Here is a 19,553-nt window from a genome sequence, read left to right as displayed (position 1 = left end):
ATGGTTGTTATCATAAAGAAAATTATCAGACTTTTGCCCTTTTTTAGTACGTCATGCGACCAAGAATTCAATTTTTAATATTATACTGGCTTTGTTGGGTATTGCTCTTTCAATTTTTTAGAGTGCTTTTTATGGCCTATCATTATACGAAGGCCTTGGAACTACCCAGCTACTATTGGGCTTTGAGTGCCTGGCATGGTGTCCGGATGGATATCTCTTTCGCTGGTTACCTTCTAGTGCTTCCAACATTATTGATGGCTTTTACCTTTAAGAGATTTAATTGGTATAAAAGTTTTATCCACTCTTATAGCTTACTGACCACTTTCATCATAGCGTTGCTAGTATGCGTGGACCTAGAGCTATTCCGAGCATGGGGTTTTAGAATCGACGCCACCTCCCTACATTATTTGCAGTCCCCACGAGAAGCATGGGCCTCTATGAGTTCCGCTCCAGTCGGATTTATATTGAGTATCGGACTGTTCTTATTCGGAATTAGTTATTGGCTATTAACGAGAATAGCGGCCCGTACCTTGCCTCAACTGCGGCCATTGTCTCCGATTATAAGCCTATTATTTTTCATTATTGCGGCCGCTGCCTGGATTATCCCCATCCGTGGCGGCCTCCAGCTGGCCCCCATGAATCAAAGTACGGTGTACTTCAGCGAAGAAAGTTTTGCCAATTATGCGGCAGTAAATGTACCGTGGAATTATTCGAGTTCACTCATTCACCAAACCTATAACAAGGACAATCCCTTCAGGTATTTACCCGATTCCACGGCCCGTCAAAAAACCAGGGCCCTTTATGATGACCAGGTCCCTCAGCTGACACTCGTCGATAGTGGACGCATCAATGTGATAGTCCTCATCTGGGAAAGCTTTACGGCCAAAATAGTAGGTACACTAGGAGGATTACCCGGAATCACCCCCCAGTTCGACCAGTTGGCCCAGGAAGGAATACTGTTTACCAATATATATGCCAGCGGCGATAGGAGCGACAAGGGCATGGTGTCCATCTTAAGCGGGTATCCCGCCCAACCAACCCGCTCGATCATTAAGATCCCAACCAAAACGCTCCATTTACCCTCTTTACCCAAGAATTTCAAACAACAAGGCTATTCTACCGCCTTCTATTATGGAGGAGAAACGGAGTTCGCCAATATGAAGAGCTATTTTTTGCAGCAAAAGTTCGATAATATTGTCGATATACATGCATTCAACAAGTCGGATATGAATTCCAAATGGGGTGCTCACGATCATGTGGTTCTCAACAGATTCCTGTCCGACTTGGATCATGCCCCCCAGCCCTTCTTCAATACCTTATTTACCCTGAGCAGTCATGAACCCTTTGAAGTTCCCGTACCAACGGTCATTGCGGGCACTAGCCAGGAAAAACTGTTCCTAAATGCCCTTCATTACACCGATCGTTCAATAGGCGATTTTGTAGCGGCAGCCAAAACCAAACCCTGGTGGAAAAATACCCTTTTGGTAATCATTGCCGATCATGGCCACCCGATGCCAGCAACAGAAGCCGGTAAACCCTCCCAATTTCATATCCCTATGCTATGGCTTGGCGGGGCGCTAAAAAACACCGGGTTACGAATAAACACCCTCGCCTCCCAAACGGACTTGGCCAGCACGCTGTTGCATCAGCTGGGCAAATCCTCCCATGACTTCGAATGGAGTAATGATATCTTCGATAGCCATCGACAAAACTTTGCCTATTTCGCTTTTAACAATGGCTTTGGTTGGGTAAGACCACAGGGATATTTGATTCACGACAATATCGGCGGCAATATTATTGGCAAGGAAGGGAATATCAATCCTGCGGAATTAGAAAATGGAAAGGCCTATCTGCAGACATCCTTTGGCGATTATTTAAGCCGTTGATGAGAAAAGATGTAAATTTGCGGTCTTAAAGAAAAATCATGAAGAAAGTTGCATTTTATACCCTCGGCTGTAAGCTTAATTATTCCGAGACTTCCTCAATAGGAAGAATGTTTGAGCAAAAAGGTCATACAAAAGTCGAATTCAATGATCGGCCCGATGTATTTATAATTAATACCTGTTCGGTAACAGAAAATGCCGACAAAAAATGTCGGAAGATCGTTCGCGAGGCACAGAAAATAAATCCAAATGGCTTTGTAGCCATCATCGGTTGTTATGCCCAGCTTAAGCCTGTGGAAATTTCGGAGATCCCCGGTGTAGATGCCGTGCTGGGCGCCGCTGAAAAATTCAGACTGGTCGACTTAATCGATACGTTCGAAAAGGTACCCCAAGACCAGAATGCGGTAGTCCATGCCTCCGACATATCAGAAGCCTTGGAATATCATAATTCCTACTCGCTCAACGATCGTACCCGTACTTTCCTGAAGGTCCAGGATGGGTGCGACTACCCTTGCTCCTATTGTACCATTCCCTTGGCGAGGGGCAAAAGCCGATCCGACACCATCGAAAATATACTAAAATCGGCCAGAGAGATCGCTGACAGAGGGGTCAAAGAAATCGTCTTGACTGGGGTTAATATTGGCGATTTTGGGCTTCAAAATGGCAAGAGAACGTCCACCTTCCTAGAACTGATACAAGCTCTGGACGAGGTGGAGGGTATAGCCCGATTCCGAATTTCATCTATAGAGCCTAATTTACTGTCCGACGATATAATATCGTTTGTGGCCCAGTCTAAGCGCTTCGCTCATCACTTCCATATACCGCTACAATCGGGCTCCGACTCGGTATTAAGTCTGATGAAAAGGCGCTATCGAAAAGGGCTCTACGAAGAACGCGTCAATAAAATCAAACAACTCATGCCCGACTGTTGTATTGGAGTCGACGTGATCGTAGGGCATCCTGGCGAAACTCCAGAACGATTCATGGAAACCTATGACTTTCTGAATAGACTGCCCGTATCTTATCTACATGTTTTTACCTATTCAGAAAGGGACAACACCGCTGCCTTGGAGATAAAACCCGTAGTCGACAAATCGGACAGGGCCAAGAGATCCAAAATGTTGCATATTCTTTCAGAGAAGAAGAAACGTCATTTCTATGAAAGTCAAATTCAGAAAACTGGGACCGTATTATTTGAAGATGAGCAACAGAATGGGCAGATGTTAGGTTTTACTGAAAACTATATTCGCGTAGCGGTTCGTTACGATCCCTTGTTGATCAATGAAACAAAACAGGTAAGTTACCAGCTCATCAACTCCGAAGGACATATGGAGGTATATGAGGCCGAGCTGGCCTCTTAAATCGTATAGAATAGCAAAAAAAATAGCCGGAAAGTTCCGGCTATTTTTTTGAAATAACATCCTTAAATTTTACGCTTCTACCAAAAACTCATCATGCTGGCTTACATCCAAGCCATCTTTTTCGTCTTGCTCAGAAACCCGTAGTGGCAAAATAAGATCGGTAATTTTAAGAAGTAACATCGATCCACCGAAGGCGAATGCCGACACACCTACTAGGGCAATCATATGATTAATAAATAATGAAGTCTCACCAAAAGCTAGTCCTTGATCGGTTACGGCGGAGTTTACACCAGATGAAGCAAATACACCTGTCAACACCATACCTACCATACCACCTACACCATGGCAAGGGAATACATCTAAGGTATCGTCCAAAGTAGAGCGGGTACGTAGGTGAGCTACATAGTTACTAATAACTCCTGCAATGGTACCAATAAATAATGAAGATGGGATGGTTACAAATCCGGCGGCGGGTGTGATGGCTACAAGACCAACTACAGCACCGATACAGAAACCAAGGGCAGACACTTTTTTACCTTTAGATACATCGAATAATACCCAAGCCAAACCTGCGGCACCTGCGGCGGTATTGGTGTTAGCAAAGGCGGCTACGGCCAAAGGACCAGCAGAAAGAGCAGAACCAGCATTGAAACCGAACCAACCGAACCATAGCAATCCAGTACCCAATAGTACGAATGGGATGTTAGCAGGAGGCAATACATGGTCGTCCATCAACGACTTACGTCTTTTAAGGTACATGGCACCGGCAAGAGCGGCCCAACCAGCCGACATATGTACAACAGTTCCACCTGCAAAGTCAAGAACCCCCATGTTGAATAGTAGGCCATCTTCATGCCATGTCATATGGCACAGTGGAGAATAGATAAAGATTCCGAAAAGAATCATAAACAGCACATAAGAACGGAAATTAACACGCTCGGCCATAGACCCCGTCACCAAGGCTGGAGTAATTACGGCAAACTTCATTTGGAACATGGCAAACAAAGCAAATGGAATGGTTCCCCAAGCGGGTGCGTCCAAAACACCTTGGAACATAAAGTAAGTTGTAGGGTTTCCAACAAAACCACCGATATCGTCACCGAAGGCTAGGCTAAAACCTACCAATACCCATACAACCGATATGACCCCCATGGCAATAAAGCTTTGAAGCATCGTCGAAATCACATTCTTGTTGTTGACCATACCCCCATAAAAGTAGGCAAGTCCTGGAGTCATTAATAATACTAGAGCAGAAGCTACAAGCAACCATGCGGTGTCACCGGAGTCAATGCCCTCTGTTACGATCTGGGTAGGCACATTTGGAACAAATACACCTATTAAACTGATCGCTAACAAAATAATCAGCGGGATATAATTACGCTTTTCCATATAAAGAGGTTTTTTTGGGATTAATTAAGAAGGTATAAAATTAGATTAAGATATTAGAATTGGTAAATAAAAGCCATTCCGAAGGTTGTTTGGCTATTTTTGGTAAAGTTGCCATCAGAATCCTCAAACTGCTGGGCCTCATTGGATCCTGAAAGTTTAGGATAAGCATCTAAGCGAAACTCAGGCTTCACCAAAATATGTCCGTCGGCTAAAGAGATATTACCTGAAATGGTATAAGAACTCACATGTGTACCCATTCCAGCCCTGTTTACCAGGCCTCTTACACCACTGTCGTTATTGAAATACTCGTAACGTGCTCCAAGTCCAAAGTTATCGGATAGGGATACATTCGAATAAAGTGCAAATCCACCCCATGATTCAGAGTCAGATGGACCGCCACCTCCTTGATAGTCGCCTTTTTGGGCACCATATGCGGCATTAACACCCAGTAGCAACTTGTCGGAAACTTGGTAACTTGTTGTAAGGTCGAGTACGCGATAGAATGCATCAGGCTCCTTACCATCGGCACCAGGGTTGGCCTCATTGCTATTAATAAAGTTCAAATACACATTCCAGTCGGCTACAGGAGCGAAATACAACTGACTGATAATCCCTTTCTTGCGGTTGTTATCACCAAGACCATCCACATTGTTGACCACCCCTACCATTAGAGAAGCCCTGTCAGAGAAAGCATAAGTAGCTTTAAGACCTGTGTGGTAGAAAGGCCCGTTATTAAACAAATTAGAAAGAGAGTAGTTAAAGTTGGCTGGGGCGTCTATTACCTCATATCCGATATGGGTACCAAACTGACCAGCGGTCATCGAGAATTTGTCTGAAAAATTGTACGTGAAATATGCCTGCTTAATAGCCAGAGCCGTGCTAAACAATGCATTTCCATAATTACCCATATTTGCATTGGGTCCAAAAGTAAGATCAACCACGGCTTCAGACTTGCTGTTGGTATAGGCTACCTTGGCCTGCACCAACCCTATCTGAAATTCACCCGACTTAATATCGAACACCCTAGCGTTCGAAGCTCCTGTGTTGGACCGAGACATTGGCCTGTTAAAGTTAGCCGAATAGTATGAATCCAAATAACCCGAAAAAGAAAAAGCGCCTTGAACCTCTTCATTTTCCTGTACCTCGGTAACTGACGTAACGGCTTCAGTTACTTTTTCATTTTTCTTGTCTCCTTCGGTATTTGCAAAACCCAATAACGAGACCATCAATGATAATACTGTACAATAGACTTTTTTCATAATTTTATTCTGTAAGGTGATTTATTTTTTCCGGATTACATTTGACATCAAATATTGTTGAAAAATAATAAATATCAAATTTTTAGGGTGAATAATATCCAAATTTCAGACATTTTCTAGTAATAATACTCTATTTTCCTACCAAATAACTATGCAATTTAAATTTTATATACTTTTTAAAAACTTTTAATATATTCTGTCTTTTCTATTTTAACCAAATTTTATCTACTTCAATAAAAAATGAGAGGAATTAAATATTATGCATATACTACAATTTTCGGAGAGGCATAAACACAAAAAAACCCGCCATATGGCGGGTTTCTTAACGGTAAGCTCTACAGGTTGCTATTCCTCGGCATGCAACCATGCCTTCTTGGCGTACAAGGTTTCTTCATCCTCTTCATGTTCAGGATCGGGAACACAGCAATCTACCGGACAAACGGCAGCACATTGAGGTTCCTCATGGAATCCCATACATTCTGTGCATTTATCATTCACTATATAGTAAAACTCGTCCGAGACAGGAGATTGTTTCTCCGCTCCACTTACGACGGTGCCATCGCCAAAATCTACTTCATCTAAACTGGTCCCATCTCCCCAAGTCCATTCTACACCACCTTCATAAATCGCCGTATTTGGGCATTCTGGCTCGCACGCCCCACAATTTATGCATTCATCGGTTATCATTATAGCCATAGTCGCCGGATTGTTTATATTTGTTGCTATTTCTTGTCGTTACAGACAACAAATATAACTATTTAAAGTTTCACAACAATCAGAAATTTTGAATCCATTCAGGGTTTAACATTTTCTCCATTAATTTTATAATGATTTCAAGAATTAAGCAAATAAATGCATTCACCCAATTGGGTTCCTTTATAGAAGACCCGCAAAACCAAGCCATTTTATCGGACTGGTGCCAGGCGGCCTACCTCAAAAACAATTGGTTTAAACCCGAGCTAGTCCAACAGTCCTTGCTCGCCCTGGCTGAGCAATATCTAAGAAAAAATAAGCTGGAAGCCTGGCTGGAAAAATACCCGCTACCAAATTCACCCTGTAAAGTAGGTGTAGTGATGGCGGGCAATATCCCCGCCGTGGGCTTTCACGATGTACTATGTGTACTGGCCTCAGGCCACACTTTACTGGCTAAGCCCAGCACCGACGACCAAGCGCTCATGCTACTGCTCCTTCAAAAGCTGATCAGCTTCGAACCAAGCCTAGCCGAACAGATACAAATCGTCGACAGACTCAACGAAGCGGATGCCTATATTGCCACGGGTAGTGACAACACAGCCAGGTACTTTCATTACTACTTCGCGAAGAAACCCCATATCATTCGCAAAAACCGAACCTCTATCGCCATTCTGACCGGAGAGGAGACCCACGAAGAACTGAAGGCCTTAGGCGAAGACGTTCTAAAATATTATGGACTTGGCTGTCGTAACGTCTCTAAAATATATGTCCCAAAGGACTATGAATTTACGCCCTTTTATGAGGCAATAGAACCTATGGCCGATCGATTTTTAAATCATCATAAATACTTTAACAATTATGAATACAATAAATCAATCGTACTCATCAATAGAGTCCCTCACTTTGACAATGGCTTCCTAATACTTACAGAGAGCCCAGCACTGGTTTCCCCCATAAGTATGCTACATTACCAGCGGTACGAGCGATTGACTGATATCGAAGAATCACTCGTAGATCAACAGGAAAAAATACAGTGTGTTATTTCCTCCTCCCAGTTAAATTGGCCTCATTCTATTGAAATGGGAAAAAGCCAGTCGCCAGGCCTGTCCGATTATGCCGACAATGTAGATACCATGAAGTTCTTAAGCTCACTTGGATAAAAACCTCTCGATGGAGGGTTTAATAATTAATACCGCATCGGCAATGCCCTCGTTGCCGATGCAGTATTAATTTTGTATCTTTCCTTGGTTTACGGCCAGAATCGCGGCATTTGCCGATCAAGTGTATTTTGTTTTATTTACTGGCATCGCTAAAGTCCCCAAAAATGAAAAAGATCGGAGTATTATTTGGATCAGAAAACACCTTTCCCCATGCCGTGATTGACAGGATCAACGGCAAAAACATTCCAGGAATTTTAGCAGAAAGTGTACAAATAGATATGGTATCGAACGGACACCCGCTGGGCTATGCGGTCATCGTGGATCGAATAGCCCAGGAAATACCATTCTATTCGGCCTTCCTTAAAAATGCGGCACTAGGAGGAACAGCAGTACTCAACAACCCCTTTTGGACTGGTATGGATGAGCACTATTTCAACAATTCTTTAGCAGAAAAAATCGGCATTTCGGTCCCTAAAACCGTATTGCTCCCTTCCAAGGAGCGACCCGACGGCACCAACGAGAACTCATTTAGAAACCTAGCCTTTCCCATGGCTTGGGAGGAAATGTTTCGGCAGATAGGGTTCCCAGCCATGCTTAAGCCTCATCGAAATAGGATGGGCACAAAAACTTTTAGGGTGCTAAATCCACAGGACTTATGGAACAAGCACGAGCAGACGGGCCAAGAAGCCATGTTGCTGCAGCAAGAAATTAATTTCGAGGCCTATTATAGGTGTATATGTGTAGATCGGAAAGAGGTACTCATTATGCCTTATGAGCCACGCCATCCACACCACCTTCGCTATGCCATCGAAATGCCCGCGGCAACTCCCGAGCACCAGCAAGTATTGGACCGTATGAAAAATGACACCTTACGACTCAATGAAGCCCTTGGCTACGATATGAATGCGGTAGAGTTCGCCGTCAAAGACCATGTCCCCTATGCCATCAACTTTTGTAATCCGTCGCCCGATGTGGACATGTACTCCGTAGGCCCCGATTACTTTGAATGGATTGTGGAGGCCACTGCCAACATGGCCATTGCCCGTGCTCAAAAGGTAGAACCTAATCAGACAAACCTTACCTGGGGTACTTTCCTTAGAGAAAGCATCCTTGGCTCAGCTATTGACCACCCAGAAAAGCCAACCCCAAAAGCCCGTCGAGAAAGCACCAGCCCTAAGAAAGCAGGAACCAAAGCGCCCATGTCGGCCAAAAAATCCACCACCTCCAAGAAGCCTGGTGGCGCAGCCTCGAACCAGGATTTACCGGCCGATTGATAACCAAACATTCCGCATTGCTTATAGGCCATTCCATTCGCACCAAGCCCTATCATACTTTTATTACTTTTAAACTTTCAAACCAACCAATACTTTTAAAAAGTACGTTACTTTCGAAATGCACATAAGTCAAAGACAATTATTTTTTCAAAATATAGCGCAAACCTCAGATACACCATTGGCTTTAGAAATAGAACGAGCCGAAGGGCTCTATCTCATAGACAACGACGGCAAGCAATATCTGGACCTGATATCTGGCATAGGCGTGAGCAATATTGGCCATAGGCACCCTGAGGTCTTGAAGGCCATCCACGAACAGCTCAACAAACACATGCATTTGTTGGTATACGGGGAATTCGTACAAGGCAGCCAAACCCAACTGGCAGCAGCCTTGGCCGAAACCCTCAATAAAACGACGGCAAGCCAGGCTCCCTACGGGCCCATCGACCATATCTACTTCACTAACTCAGGCACCGAAGCGGTGGAGGGCGCCATGAAGCTGGCAAAAAGATTTACTGGAAGAAGCGAATTTATATCCTGTACTAACGCCTATCATGGGGCAACGCAAGGGGCTTTAAGCCTTTCGGGAGCCGAATATTTCAAATCAAACTTCAGGCCCTTACTACCCGGCATCAGTCAGATCAGTCATGGAGTGGAGTCGGACCTTGACCAGATCACCCAAAAAACAGCGGCAGTAATCATAGAAATAGTAGGGGGCGAATCGGGAATACGTCTCGCCTCCAGTGGGTACTTCCAAGCCCTACGGAGCCGATGCACGCAAACAGGGACCCTTTTGGTCTTAGATGAAATTCAAACGGGTTTTGGCCGAACCGGAACATTTTGGGCATTTGAAGACTATAATATTTACCCCGACATTCTTTTAAGTGCAAAAGCCATGGGGGGAGGCATGCCTATTGGTGCATTTATGGCCCCTCAAACGATTATGCAAGTACTGAAAAACAATCCTGTATTAGGTCATATCACCACCTTTGGCGGCCATCCGGTAAGCTGTGCCGCCTCCTTGGCAGCCCTGCAAGTGACCATCCACGATGACCTGGCTAAAAAAGCCATTGCCAAAGGAGCGCTTTTCAAATCGCTACTTGTCCATGAGCGTATAAAGGAAGTTAGAGGGAAGGGATTGATGTTGGCCGTCCAAATGGAATCGTTTGATATCCTTAAAACTACCATCGATCGTTGCATTGAAAGAGGACTCATTACCGATTGGTTCCTGTTTTGCGACGATGCTATGCGCTTAGCCCCGCCACTGACCATCCAAGATCATGAGATTAGGGAGGCTTGTAGCACCATATGCCAAGTATTAGACACCCTATAACCCCATTACGCTAGTCCTTTTTATAAACTAACACCCGGTTTTCTGCCATGCGAGAAACGATTTCAAATGAATATTTACAAATATCGGTTTTGACCAAAGGAGCTGAATTATGCGAAATAAAATCTAAATCATCGGGCAAGGATTTCCTATGGAATGCCGACCCGGCAATCTGGGGCAGCCATGCACCAGTACTTTTCCCTGCCATTGGCGCGGTAAAAGATGGTTATGTACGTTATTATGAACAGAAGATACCACTACCCCGACATGGCTTCGTCCGAAATAATGAGCGTATCACCCTGGTCGAAAAAACTTCCGACTCTTTATGCTATTCTTTAACGTATGACGATCAGACCTGGAAAGTATATCCTTTTCAATTCGAATTTTTTATTCGTTATCGCCTCAACAAGAATCAAATTATAGTCGAACATACCATCGTTAACCCCGGTGAGGCGGCCCTGTATTTTTCGCTGGGTGGGCATCCGGCCTTCAAATGCCCCATTAACGAAGGGGAATCCTATTCCGATTATTATTTAGAGTTTGAGAAGTCCGAAACAGAGCCTACTTGGTTGTTAGACGAGCAGGGCTTGGTCTTAAAAAGCACCAAACCCATGTTACAGAACACCAAATACCTCCCGCTTAGTCATGAATTATTTGCAGGTGATGCCCTGATTTTTAAGAATTTAAAATCTAAAAAAGTAACCCTAAAGAGTCATTCGAGTACGGACCAAGTGCAGGTTTCCTTTCATGATTTCCCTTATTTAGGGATATGGGCCAAGCCTAACGGCGATTTCGTCTGTATAGAACCTTGGCAGGGAATAGCCGATGCTGCAGATACTAACCACGACCTATTACAAAAGGAAGGTATGCTAAGCCTAGCAGGGAAGGAAAGTTATGAAGCGAAATTTACCATTCAGATCAGCGAAGGCATCGAGCAGTAGGTTCATCATACAAAAGAGGCAGGATGCTCGCATCCTGCCTCTACTATTATATTCAATCAATAACAATTAAACGGTCGCTACGATTTGGGCCTTAAGTTTCTCTTCCAAAGTCGTTTTAGGAACTACCCCAACCACTTTATCGACCAATTGGCCCCCTTTAAATATCATAAGTGTAGGAATACTACGGATACCAAACTTGGCTGGAATTGCCGAATTCATATCCACGTCCATCTTACCGATAATAGCTTTGCCTTCATATTCGCCGGCCAATTCTTCAACCACCGGTCCTATCATTTTACAAGGCCCGCACCACTCTGCCCAAAAGTCTACAAGTACTGGTTTTTCGCTCTGGATCAATTCTTCAAAGGTGCTATCGGTAATTTCTAGTGCTTTTCCCATTTTAAGTTCTGTTTCTTGGTTATTAATAAGTTGTATGATTAATCAATTTTACCGTTTAAAAGTTCCCAGTTTGAAGAGCACAAAATCAATTCAAATAAAACTTCACCCCGTCCATGAGCCCGAGCGTTTTAAAAAGCTCATTGCTGGGCGCCACCCGAAAGCCCCTCGAGAGCAACTCAACTTCCATTCTCGATTCTTGATCCACCACCACCACATTCAGCGCACAACTTCCAGGGTTACTTTCAAATGTTTCCTTCAATATTTGAATAGTCCGCTCATCGATAAACTCCAGGGGTAAATTTACCTTGATTTTACGGCATAGTTTTTCACGAATTTCAGTTAATAACTGAATGTGCAATACCTTAAATTCAAAATTGTCCTCTTGTTTCCAGCGATTCTGAACCCGGCCTTTAATATGAAGAAAATGCCCGACTTGAAGGTAATTTTTAAAACGGATATAATCCTCCCCACCTAAGAGTATTTCTATAGAACCTCCATAATCCTCAATCCGAAAGATCATAAAGGTATTACCATTCCTAGAAGTTCTCTCCATGGCACTGGTCACAATACCCCCTATGCTAATTTCTTTATCGTAGTTTCGCGGGCGTTTCTCACCTTCCGGTATCAGCATCACTTGGTCGGCGGTGCAGGTACAGAAGTTTTCGAGCTCTATTCGAAATGAATCTAAGGGGTGTCCGGAAATGTAGAAACCCACGACCTCCTGTTCATAACGCAGCTTCTCTAAGTCGCTCCATGGTTGGGCATCGGTGGTCTTAGGCTTTACTAGCAGGGCATCATTTCCGCCGAACGCTCCGAATAAGGTGGCTTGGGCGGAGTTTTTTTCACTATGAAAATTATTCGCGTAGCGTATCAGGCGTTCGATAAAAGTACCCGTCTCGTTGGGTTCATGGGCGAAAAAATTGGCCCGGTGATATTCCGTAAAACAATCGAACGCACCGGCATAAGCCAAGCTCTCAATCGTTTTTTTGTTGACCGTCCGTAGGTTCACCCTGGTTATAAAATCGAATATATCCTTAAAAGGACCGTTCAGGTCTCTTTCTTCAATAATAGACTCCACCGCCGCATCACCACTGCCTTTAACACCCGCCAACCCGAACCGTATCTCACCCTTGTCATTGGCATTGAACTGCCTATCCGACTCATTAATATCGGGCCCGAGTACCACAAGGCCTTGGCTCTTACACTCCTCCATAAAGAAGGTAATTTTCTCGATATTACCCAAAGAGCTGGTCAATACCGCCGACATATACTCTGCCGTATAATGCGCTTTAAGATAGGCCGTTTGATAGGCCACAAAGGCATAACAGGTAGAGTGCGATTTATTAAAGGCATAAGAGGCAAATGCCTCCCAATCGGTCCATATTTTTTCCAGCTTCTTTAAATCAAGGCCTTTTTCGCCTCCACCCTTCATAAAGTCGCCCTTTAGTTTGTGCAGGGTTTCTATCTGTTTCTTACCCATGGCCTTCCGGAGGGTATCGGCTTGCCCTTTGGTAAAACCACCCAGCTTTTGCGACAAGAGCATCACCTGCTCCTGATACACGGTAATACCGTAAGTATCGGCTAAGAACTCCTCTAGTTCAGGCAAATCGTAAGTAATTTCTTCTTGCCCGTTTTTCCGTCTGATAAAGTTAGGAATATAGGCCAATGGACCTGGACGGTACAGGGCGTTCATGGCGATCAAATGCTCGAACCGATCTGGAATCAATTCGCGCATGTATTTTTTCATACCATCCGATTCAAATTGGAATATGGCATTGGTCTCCCCCTTTTGAAACAGCTCGAAAACCTTTTTGTCGTCGAGAGGGATATCGTCGATTACGATATCGGTACCATGGTTCCTTTTGATCAGTCGCAGAGCCTCTTTTATAATAGTAAGGTTGCGCAATCCCAAGAAGTCCATTTTGATTACACCGGCATCTTCTATAATTTTCCCTTGATACTGAGTAATCAAAAATTCCGAATCCTTGGAGGTACTCACCGGAATAATCTCAGTAAGGTCGCTGGGCGCTATAATAATTCCCGCTGCATGAATACCCGTATTCCTAACGGTCCCCTCCAGCCTTTTGGCCTCCTGAAGGACAGAGGCTTGCAGATCATTCCCCGCTATGATCGAACGCATCTTTTTAACGTTATCCAGTTCTTCGGGCGAGATCCCCTCTTTCTTTAACAAACTCCCCTCTCCGTCCAAAGGAGCCGTGAAGATCCGATTCAGGGTCATCCCATAACTAGGCTTATCTGGAACGAGCTTCGCCAGGGTATTAGCCTCAAACAAGGGCAGGTCCATAACCCGAGATACGTCCTTTATAGCCGACTTGGCCGCCATGGTACCATAAGTAACGATTTGGGCCACCTGGTTATACCCATATTTCTTCACTACATAGTCGATCACTTTCTGCCGCCCTTCATCATCGAAGTCGGTATCAATATCGGGAAGTGAAATACGATCAGGATTAAGAAAACGCTCGAAAAGCAGATCGTATTTAATGGGGTCGATATTGGTAATCCCTGTGCAATACGCCACAACCGACCCGGCTGCCGACCCCCGTCCAGGGCCGATAAATACACCCATCTTCCGACCGGCATCAATAAAATCTGCCACAATCAAGAAGTATCCTGGGAAACCCATATTTCGGATGGTATCCAGCTCAAAGTTGAGCCTATCCTCTATCTGTGCGGTGATGGTACCGTATTTGGCCTTAGCGCCTTCAAAAGTAAGATGTCTTAAATATTCCCATTGATTGAGCACATCGGCAGTAAGCTCCTTTTTTCCCACCATTTCGGAAAGCGTATGAGTTTTAAACTCATCGGGTATTGGAAAGTTGGGAAGCAAGATATCCTTTCGTAAATCCAAATTCTTAATCTTGCCGACTATTTCGTTGGTATTGTCAATCGACTCGGGCAGATCGTTGAACAGGGACATCATCTCCTGCGTATTCTTGAAATAGAATTGATCGTTATAAAAGGCGAATCGAGACCCTTTTGGGATGCCCTTTTCATCGTCAAAGTCTTTGGATTTTGGCGTGCTCTGCTTGTCACCGGTATTGATGCACAACAGGATATCGTGAGCGTTCCAGTCCTCCTGATCCACATAATGGGAGTCGTTGGAGGCTATAATTTTAACATTGTATTTCCTTGCCAGCCGAATCAGCACATCGTTAACAATGAGCTGATCTCGAATTTCATGGCGTTGTAGCTCTACATAAAAATCCTCTCCAAACAGGTCCAACCACCACCTAAATTCTTTTTCTGCCTCAGCTTCTCCTTTCCGAAGGATCGTTTTAGGGATAATGGCCCCTATGCAGCAAGTGGTAGCGATAAGGCCTTGGTGGTACTTTACGATTAATTCTTTGTCGATACGAGGATATTTACCATACATCCCTTCTATATAGCCCAGCGAACACATCTTCACCAAGTTTTTATAGCCGATTTCATCCTTAGCCAATAGCAACTGATGGTGGCGCACATCCTTTTTCTCCTTGGTAAATTGCCTAATATGCCGGTCCTCTACCACGTAAAACTCACAACCGACTATGGGCTTAATGCCCTGCTTATTGCCCTCGGCCACAAACTCGAACACGCCAAACATATTGCCGTGGTCGGTGATGGCCACGGCAGGCATATTGTCGGCCTTGGCTTTTTTAAATAACTTTTTTATATCCGCCGCCCCATCGAGTAAGGAAAACTGGGTATGGCAGTGAAGGTGCGAAAATTGCATAATTTAGTTGGATAATTGGGGTGTCAGATAGGAGCAAACCAGGCTTAGCCTAAGGAAAGGTTTATTCTTCTTGATATAATATATAATTCATATAGTCGCAATATGGTTTCAATACGAGAATACCCTCCATGACACGTTGCAGAAAATCGGCAGACAATACCTCTTGATCGGTAAAGGAATGCGAAAAGAACAAAGATTTTCGCCTCAACAAGTCTATTTCCGGATGGTCTTTAGGGTATCCCTTCGGGGCAGTCTTAAGGCTTTCTCCATGTAGAACGGGGAAGTACGACTTAAATTTTTCGGATTCAATGATGTCCCGAATTTCGTGGGCGTTATAGTCAATTTCTTGACGATACCGCGCCAGCTCCGCCGCTGTAGGATTCCACATTCCACCTCCTAATAACGACTGACCGTTTGGCTGAATGTGCAAATAATAGTCCACCCTACCGGCGCCTCTCCCACCAGGTCCTATTCCCGCACTAAGATTTAGCTTATACGGGGACTTGTCCTTGGAGAACCTAACATCCCTGTTGATTCTAAAGATACAATCCTTGGGTTGAAGCGGACCCAGATCCTGAATAAGACCTATCTCGCCTATTAAGTTGGACACAAAAACTTCGAAATCGGCTTTGGCAGCGTCATAAGAACTTCTATTCGCTTGAAACCAGTCCCTATTATTGTTTTGAGCGAGGTTTTTTAAAAAATTAAGCGTGTTCTGATGAAGCATATGATGGTATTGGCTAAAGTATAAGTAAAATATCCCGGGGAGGAGGGTGTTGCCTTTAAAGTGGAAAATTGGTGATAAGATTCCTAATTATTTCAAATTTACTACGTTTTTCTGACTCAATTTAACGTATTTTGAACTTTGTTTGATGGACCTACCTACACCTCGGTACCCAAAGAAGTAGCTACCCAATTGATAGCCAGTCTTTAACCAAGAGGGTTCGTCTATCAGTGTAAACTTATCACCCGATCAAAACAAAATGTCCAGAATATTAACAGGGATTCAGAGTAGTGGTCGCCCGCATTTGGGCAATATCTTAGGGGCCATCCTTCCGGCCATTGAGCTCTCCAAAGTCCCCGGAAACGAATCATTTTTCTTTATCGCCGACTTACATTCCTTAACCACCCTAAAGGACGGGGCCTTACGCCAGGAGTATGTGAGGGCCATTGCAGCAACTTGGCTGGCCTTTGGGTTCGATACTAAAGAAAATGTATTCTGGCGGCAATCCCGAGTGCAGCAGCATACCGAGCTAGCCTGGTATCTCAACTGTTTCACGCCATTCCCCATGTTGGCCAACGCTACCTCCTATAAGGACAAGTCTGAGAAGCTCTCCGATGTGAATGCAGGCCTATTTACTTATCCGGTGTTGCAAGCCGCCGATATTCTCCTATATAATGCCCATATCATTCCGGTAGGAAAGGACCAAAAACAACACCTGGAAATGTCTCGTGATATTGCCAACCGGTTCAATTTGCTAGCTGGTGAGGAAATACTCGTACTACCTGAAGCGCGAATAGATGAAAAACTCATGACCATTCCGGGTACCGATGGCCAAAAAATGAGCAAATCTTACCATAACTTTATAGATATCTTTCTACCCGAAAAGGAATTAAAGAAAACGATAAAGAAGATAATCTCCGACTCTACCCCTTTAGAAGAGCCCAAGGATTGGAGCAGCGATATCACCTTCAAGCTCTATTCCCTTCTGGCGACCGAATCGGAAATCCAGGAGATGAAAACGAATTACGAAAAAGGAGGTTACGGATACGGCCACGCCAAACAAGCCCTTTTGGAGTGCATTCTAACGAAGTTCGATGAACCTCGGCGCATCTTCAATTATTATATGGAGCACCCCGACGAACTCGAAAAAATATTAATTGAAGGGGAAGACAAGGCGAAAGAGGTGGCTGAGTCGACCATTCAAAAAGTAAGAAAGGTACTCGGGTTTTAAACATGAATGAGAGCCTCCAGCATCTTATTAGCCTCGACCAGCGTATTTTCCTGGCGTTAAATGGGCAGCATAGCCCTTTTTGGGATGTTGTTATGTCCTGGATCACCTACAAATACAGCTGGATCCCTATGTATCTGATACTACTGGCAGTAACGATTCGAAAGAACAAAAAAGGGGCCATTGCCATGGTAATCGCGTTGATAGCGGCCGTGGGCCTCGCCGACTTCGTTACCTCGGGACTGATGAAACCCTACTTTGCCAGGCTCCGTCCTTGCCATGACCCGGTCATTTCCCAGCTCGTACATACGGTAGACGGCTGTGGGGGTATGTTCGGTTATGCCTCCTCGCATGCCTCTACCAGCATGGCCTTGGCCATTTGTTGGATCTTGCTGATGGGCCCTCAATTTCGTTTTCTGCTTGGATGGGTCCTCATCTATTCTTATAGCCGAATTTACGTAGGAGTACACTACCCATTAGATATTTTGACAGGATGGTTGGCAGGATTTCTTATTGCACTGCTTAGTTTCAAGGTATATCAGACATTTTTACCTAAAAACAGTCATAATTAATTGATTTTTATATAATTTTGCGCAAATTTTCACTTAGCCATGGGTTCATTCAATACCGTTAAAATCTTTTCAGGAAGTCAGTCAGAATACCTTGCCAAGGACATCGCCCGGTTCTATGGAAAGGAACTGGGTGGGTACACCCTGCGTAAGTTCAGCGACGGAGAGTTATCCCCAAGTTTCGAAGAGTCTGTTAGGGGCTGCGATGTATTTTTAATCCAGTCCACATTTCCTCCTGCCGACAATTTGATGGAGCTTTTGCTGATGGTAGATGCCGCACGCAGGGCTTCAGCTCATTATGTTACGGTGGTCATTCCATACTTTGGCTATGCCAGGCAGGACAGGAAGGACAAGCCAAGGGTGGCTATAGCCGCTAAGGTAGTCGCTAATTTGCTCACTTCGGTGGGCGCTGACAGGCTGATGACTGTAGACTTACATGCGGGACAAATTCAAGGTTTTTTCGATCTGCCTGTAGATCACCTGGAGGGTACGTCCATATTTGTTCCATATATACAATCACTAGGCCTAAAGAACCTGCTGATTGCTTCCCCCGACATGGGTGGAGCCGCCAGGGCGCGTAATTTCGCCAAGTTTTTGAATGTAGACATGATCCTTTGTGACAAGCATCGGAAACGGGCCAACGAAATAGCCAGCATGCAGGTGATTGGAGACGTGGAAGGAATGGACGTGGTGTTGGTAGATGACCTGATCGACACGGGAGGAACCCTGTGCAAAGCAGCCGAAATCATCAAGAATAAGGGTGCTTCGTCGGTTCGAGCCATAAGTACGCATCCAATTATGTCTGGTAAAGCGCACGAAAACATTGCAAACTCTGTTTTGGAAGAGTTAATCGTTACCGACACCATTCCTTTGAGTCAGCAAAATGAAAAAATAAGGGTTCTATCGGTGGCCGAATTATTTGCCAAAGCCATAGGACGTATTAGAGACCATGAATCTATTAGTTCATTATTTATAAATCAACAGTAAATTAGTATTTTTAACTTCTTATTAAATAAATATTCTTATGAAAAAGCATGAGATTGTAGGGTTTAAAAGAGCGAATCTCGGCAAGACGGAAGCCCAAGAATTACGTTCACAAGGTTATGTTCCGTCTGTTTTGTATGGTGGCGCTGAGCAAGTGCATTTTTATGCACCGGCTATGTTGTATCGCGACCTGCTTTTCTTACCAGATGTATTTAATGTTACTCTCAATATCGAGGGTACTATATACCATGCCATTTTACAGGAAAAACAATTCCACCCTGTAAATGACTCTTTGCTTCATGCCGATTTCTTGGAGATCGTGCCAGGCAAGGAAATAAAGGTGGATGTACCCGTAAAACTTACAGGAACATCTGCTGGCGTAATAAAAGGTGGTAAAATGAACCAAAAATTGCGTAAATTGCGCGTGCAAGGAATGGCGGATAATATTCCAGATTTCGTAGCAGTAGATGTTACTGACCTAGATTTAGGAAAATCTGTTAAGGTTGGTGCAATTACTCCCGAAAATTATGTTATATTGACGGCCGCAAGTAACCCCATTGCTTCTGTAGAGATCCCTCGGGCACTACGTGGTACATTGGGCAAATAAGTATTTTATTTTTCAT

16 protein-coding genes are annotated in these 19,553 nt (G+C 44.2%); 10 read left to right on the top strand and 6 right to left on the bottom strand.

The genetic code is table 11. The annotated features are described in order from the left end of the window. Positions 1–131 precede the first annotated feature (131 nt). Positions 132–1,886, top strand: coding sequence for an LTA synthase family protein (locus CLV98_RS08080; RefSeq protein WP_229203263.1), 1,755 nt, complete (start codon positions 132–134; stop codon positions 1,884–1,886). Between the two features lie 38 nt (positions 1,887–1,924). Beyond that, a complete protein-coding gene (mtaB, locus tag CLV98_RS08075; RefSeq protein ID WP_109673805.1) occupies positions 1,925–3,244 on the top strand; it encodes a tRNA (N(6)-L-threonylcarbamoyladenosine(37)-C(2))-methylthiotransferase MtaB in 1,320 nt (439 codons plus the stop codon). 69 nt (positions 3,245–3,313) lie between these two features. On the opposite strand, the gene CLV98_RS08070 is transcribed toward mtaB, so the two are convergent. From CLV98_RS08070 to CLV98_RS08060, 3 genes are all read right to left on the bottom strand, one after another. Next, entirely contained in the window at positions 3,314–4,633 is a 1,320-nt protein-coding gene (locus CLV98_RS08070) for an ammonium transporter (RefSeq protein WP_109673804.1), read from the bottom strand. 53 nt (positions 4,634–4,686) lie between these two features. Continuing rightward, the gene (locus CLV98_RS08065; protein WP_229203262.1) at positions 4,687–5,892 is read right to left on the bottom strand and encodes a porin; all 1,206 of its coding nucleotides are present in this window, start codon (positions 5,890–5,892) and stop codon (positions 4,687–4,689) included. Between the two features lie 345 nt (positions 5,893–6,237). After that, positions 6,238–6,588, bottom strand: coding sequence for a 4Fe-4S binding protein (locus CLV98_RS08060; protein WP_109673803.1), 351 nt, complete (start codon positions 6,586–6,588; stop codon positions 6,238–6,240). A gap of 131 nt (positions 6,589–6,719) precedes the next feature. Between CLV98_RS08060 and CLV98_RS08055 the strand changes: the two genes are divergently transcribed. The 4 genes from CLV98_RS08055 to CLV98_RS08040 all read left to right on the top strand — a co-directional run bounded on the left by CLV98_RS08055 (position 6,720) and on the right by CLV98_RS08040 (position 11,290). Further along, complete coding sequence (locus tag CLV98_RS08055; protein ID WP_211319996.1) at positions 6,720–7,745, top strand: acyl-CoA reductase; 1,026 nt, start codon at positions 6,720–6,722, stop codon at positions 7,743–7,745. A 164-nt stretch (positions 7,746–7,909) separates the two neighbouring features. Continuing rightward, entirely contained in the window at positions 7,910–9,019 is a 1,110-nt protein-coding gene (locus CLV98_RS08050) for an ATP-grasp domain-containing protein (RefSeq protein WP_211319995.1), read from the top strand. 118 nt (positions 9,020–9,137) lie between these two features. After that, positions 9,138–10,352, top strand: coding sequence for an aspartate aminotransferase family protein (locus CLV98_RS08045; protein ID WP_109673801.1), 1,215 nt, complete (start codon positions 9,138–9,140; stop codon positions 10,350–10,352). Between the two features lie 47 nt (positions 10,353–10,399). Then, positions 10,400–11,290 carry an aldose 1-epimerase family protein gene (locus CLV98_RS08040; RefSeq protein WP_109673800.1) on the top strand — a complete coding sequence of 297 codons (891 nt, stop codon included), beginning with the start codon at positions 10,400–10,402 and terminating at the stop codon, positions 11,288–11,290. A gap of 66 nt (positions 11,291–11,356) precedes the next feature. Here the strand turns inward: CLV98_RS08040 and trxA are convergent, their stop codons facing one another. The 3 genes from trxA to CLV98_RS08025 all read right to left on the bottom strand — a co-directional run bounded on the left by trxA (position 11,357) and on the right by CLV98_RS08025 (position 16,152). Further along, on the bottom strand, positions 11,357–11,689 hold the full coding sequence (gene trxA / locus CLV98_RS08035) for a thioredoxin (RefSeq protein ID WP_109673799.1): 333 nt from the start codon (positions 11,687–11,689) through the stop codon (positions 11,357–11,359). Positions 11,690–11,774: 85 nt separating this feature from the next. After that, a complete protein-coding gene (gene dnaE, locus CLV98_RS08030; protein WP_109673798.1) occupies positions 11,775–15,425 on the bottom strand; it encodes a DNA polymerase III subunit alpha in 3,651 nt (1,216 codons plus the stop codon). 61 nt (positions 15,426–15,486) lie between these two features. Further along, complete coding sequence (locus tag CLV98_RS08025; RefSeq protein WP_109673797.1) at positions 15,487–16,152, bottom strand: DUF2461 domain-containing protein; 666 nt, start codon at positions 16,150–16,152, stop codon at positions 15,487–15,489. A 256-nt stretch (positions 16,153–16,408) separates the two neighbouring features. On the opposite strand from CLV98_RS08025, the gene trpS reads away from it, so the two are divergent. From trpS to CLV98_RS08005, 4 genes are read left to right on the top strand one after another with little or no spacing between them, the layout of a single operon-like run. After that, positions 16,409–17,380: a tryptophan--tRNA ligase gene (gene trpS / locus CLV98_RS08020; protein WP_109673796.1), complete on the top strand. Its 972-nt coding sequence runs from the start codon at positions 16,409–16,411 to the stop codon at positions 17,378–17,380. Positions 17,381–17,382: 2 nt separating this feature from the next. Beyond that, a complete protein-coding gene (locus CLV98_RS08015; protein ID WP_109673795.1) occupies positions 17,383–17,949 on the top strand; it encodes a phosphatase PAP2 family protein in 567 nt (188 codons plus the stop codon). 39 nt (positions 17,950–17,988) lie between these two features. Continuing rightward, positions 17,989–18,933 carry a ribose-phosphate pyrophosphokinase gene (locus CLV98_RS08010; protein ID WP_109673794.1) on the top strand — a complete coding sequence of 315 codons (945 nt, stop codon included), beginning with the start codon at positions 17,989–17,991 and terminating at the stop codon, positions 18,931–18,933. A 37-nt stretch (positions 18,934–18,970) separates the two neighbouring features. Next, the gene (locus CLV98_RS08005) at positions 18,971–19,537 is read left to right on the top strand and encodes a 50S ribosomal protein L25/general stress protein Ctc (RefSeq protein ID WP_109673793.1); all 567 of its coding nucleotides are present in this window, start codon (positions 18,971–18,973) and stop codon (positions 19,535–19,537) included. Positions 19,538–19,553: the final 16 nt, after the last annotated feature.

This window comes from Dyadobacter jejuensis (assembly GCF_003149085.1).
Classification (GTDB): Bacteria; Bacteroidota; Bacteroidia; order Cytophagales; family Spirosomataceae; genus Dyadobacter; species Dyadobacter jejuensis.
Note: the sequence above shows the minus strand (reverse complement) of the source record. Positions and strands in the feature narration are given on the sequence as shown.

Excerpts from the sequence above, each read along its gene's own strand:
- CLV98_RS08080 (WP_229203263.1), top strand. The coding sequence starts at position 132 with ATGGCCTATCATTATACGAAGGCCTTGGAACTACCCAGCTACTATTGG.
- mtaB (WP_109673805.1), top strand. The coding sequence starts at position 1,925 with ATGAAGAAAGTTGCATTTTATACCCTCGGCTGTAAGCTTAATTATTCC.
- CLV98_RS08070 (WP_109673804.1), bottom strand. The coding sequence starts at position 4,633 with ATGGAAAAGCGTAATTATATCCCGCTGATTATTTTGTTAGCGATCAGT.
- CLV98_RS08065 (WP_229203262.1), bottom strand. The coding sequence starts at position 5,892 with ATGAAAAAAGTCTATTGTACAGTATTATCATTGATGGTCTCGTTATTG.
- CLV98_RS08060 (WP_109673803.1), bottom strand. The coding sequence starts at position 6,588 with ATGGCTATAATGATAACCGATGAATGCATAAATTGTGGGGCGTGCGAG.
- CLV98_RS08055 (WP_211319996.1), top strand. The coding sequence starts at position 6,720 with ATGATTTCAAGAATTAAGCAAATAAATGCATTCACCCAATTGGGTTCC.
- CLV98_RS08050 (WP_211319995.1), top strand. The coding sequence starts at position 7,910 with ATGAAAAAGATCGGAGTATTATTTGGATCAGAAAACACCTTTCCCCAT.
- CLV98_RS08045 (WP_109673801.1), top strand. The coding sequence starts at position 9,138 with ATGCACATAAGTCAAAGACAATTATTTTTTCAAAATATAGCGCAAACC.
- CLV98_RS08040 (WP_109673800.1), top strand. The coding sequence starts at position 10,400 with ATGCGAGAAACGATTTCAAATGAATATTTACAAATATCGGTTTTGACC.
- trxA (WP_109673799.1), bottom strand. The coding sequence starts at position 11,689 with ATGGGAAAAGCACTAGAAATTACCGATAGCACCTTTGAAGAATTGATC.
- dnaE (WP_109673798.1), bottom strand. The coding sequence starts at position 15,425 with ATGCAATTTTCGCACCTTCACTGCCATACCCAGTTTTCCTTACTCGAT.
- CLV98_RS08025 (WP_109673797.1), bottom strand. The coding sequence starts at position 16,152 with ATGCTTCATCAGAACACGCTTAATTTTTTAAAAAACCTCGCTCAAAAC.
- trpS (WP_109673796.1), top strand. The coding sequence starts at position 16,409 with ATGTCCAGAATATTAACAGGGATTCAGAGTAGTGGTCGCCCGCATTTG.
- CLV98_RS08015 (WP_109673795.1), top strand. The coding sequence starts at position 17,383 with ATGAATGAGAGCCTCCAGCATCTTATTAGCCTCGACCAGCGTATTTTC.
- CLV98_RS08010 (WP_109673794.1), top strand. The coding sequence starts at position 17,989 with ATGGGTTCATTCAATACCGTTAAAATCTTTTCAGGAAGTCAGTCAGAA.
- CLV98_RS08005 (WP_109673793.1), top strand. The coding sequence starts at position 18,971 with ATGAAAAAGCATGAGATTGTAGGGTTTAAAAGAGCGAATCTCGGCAAG.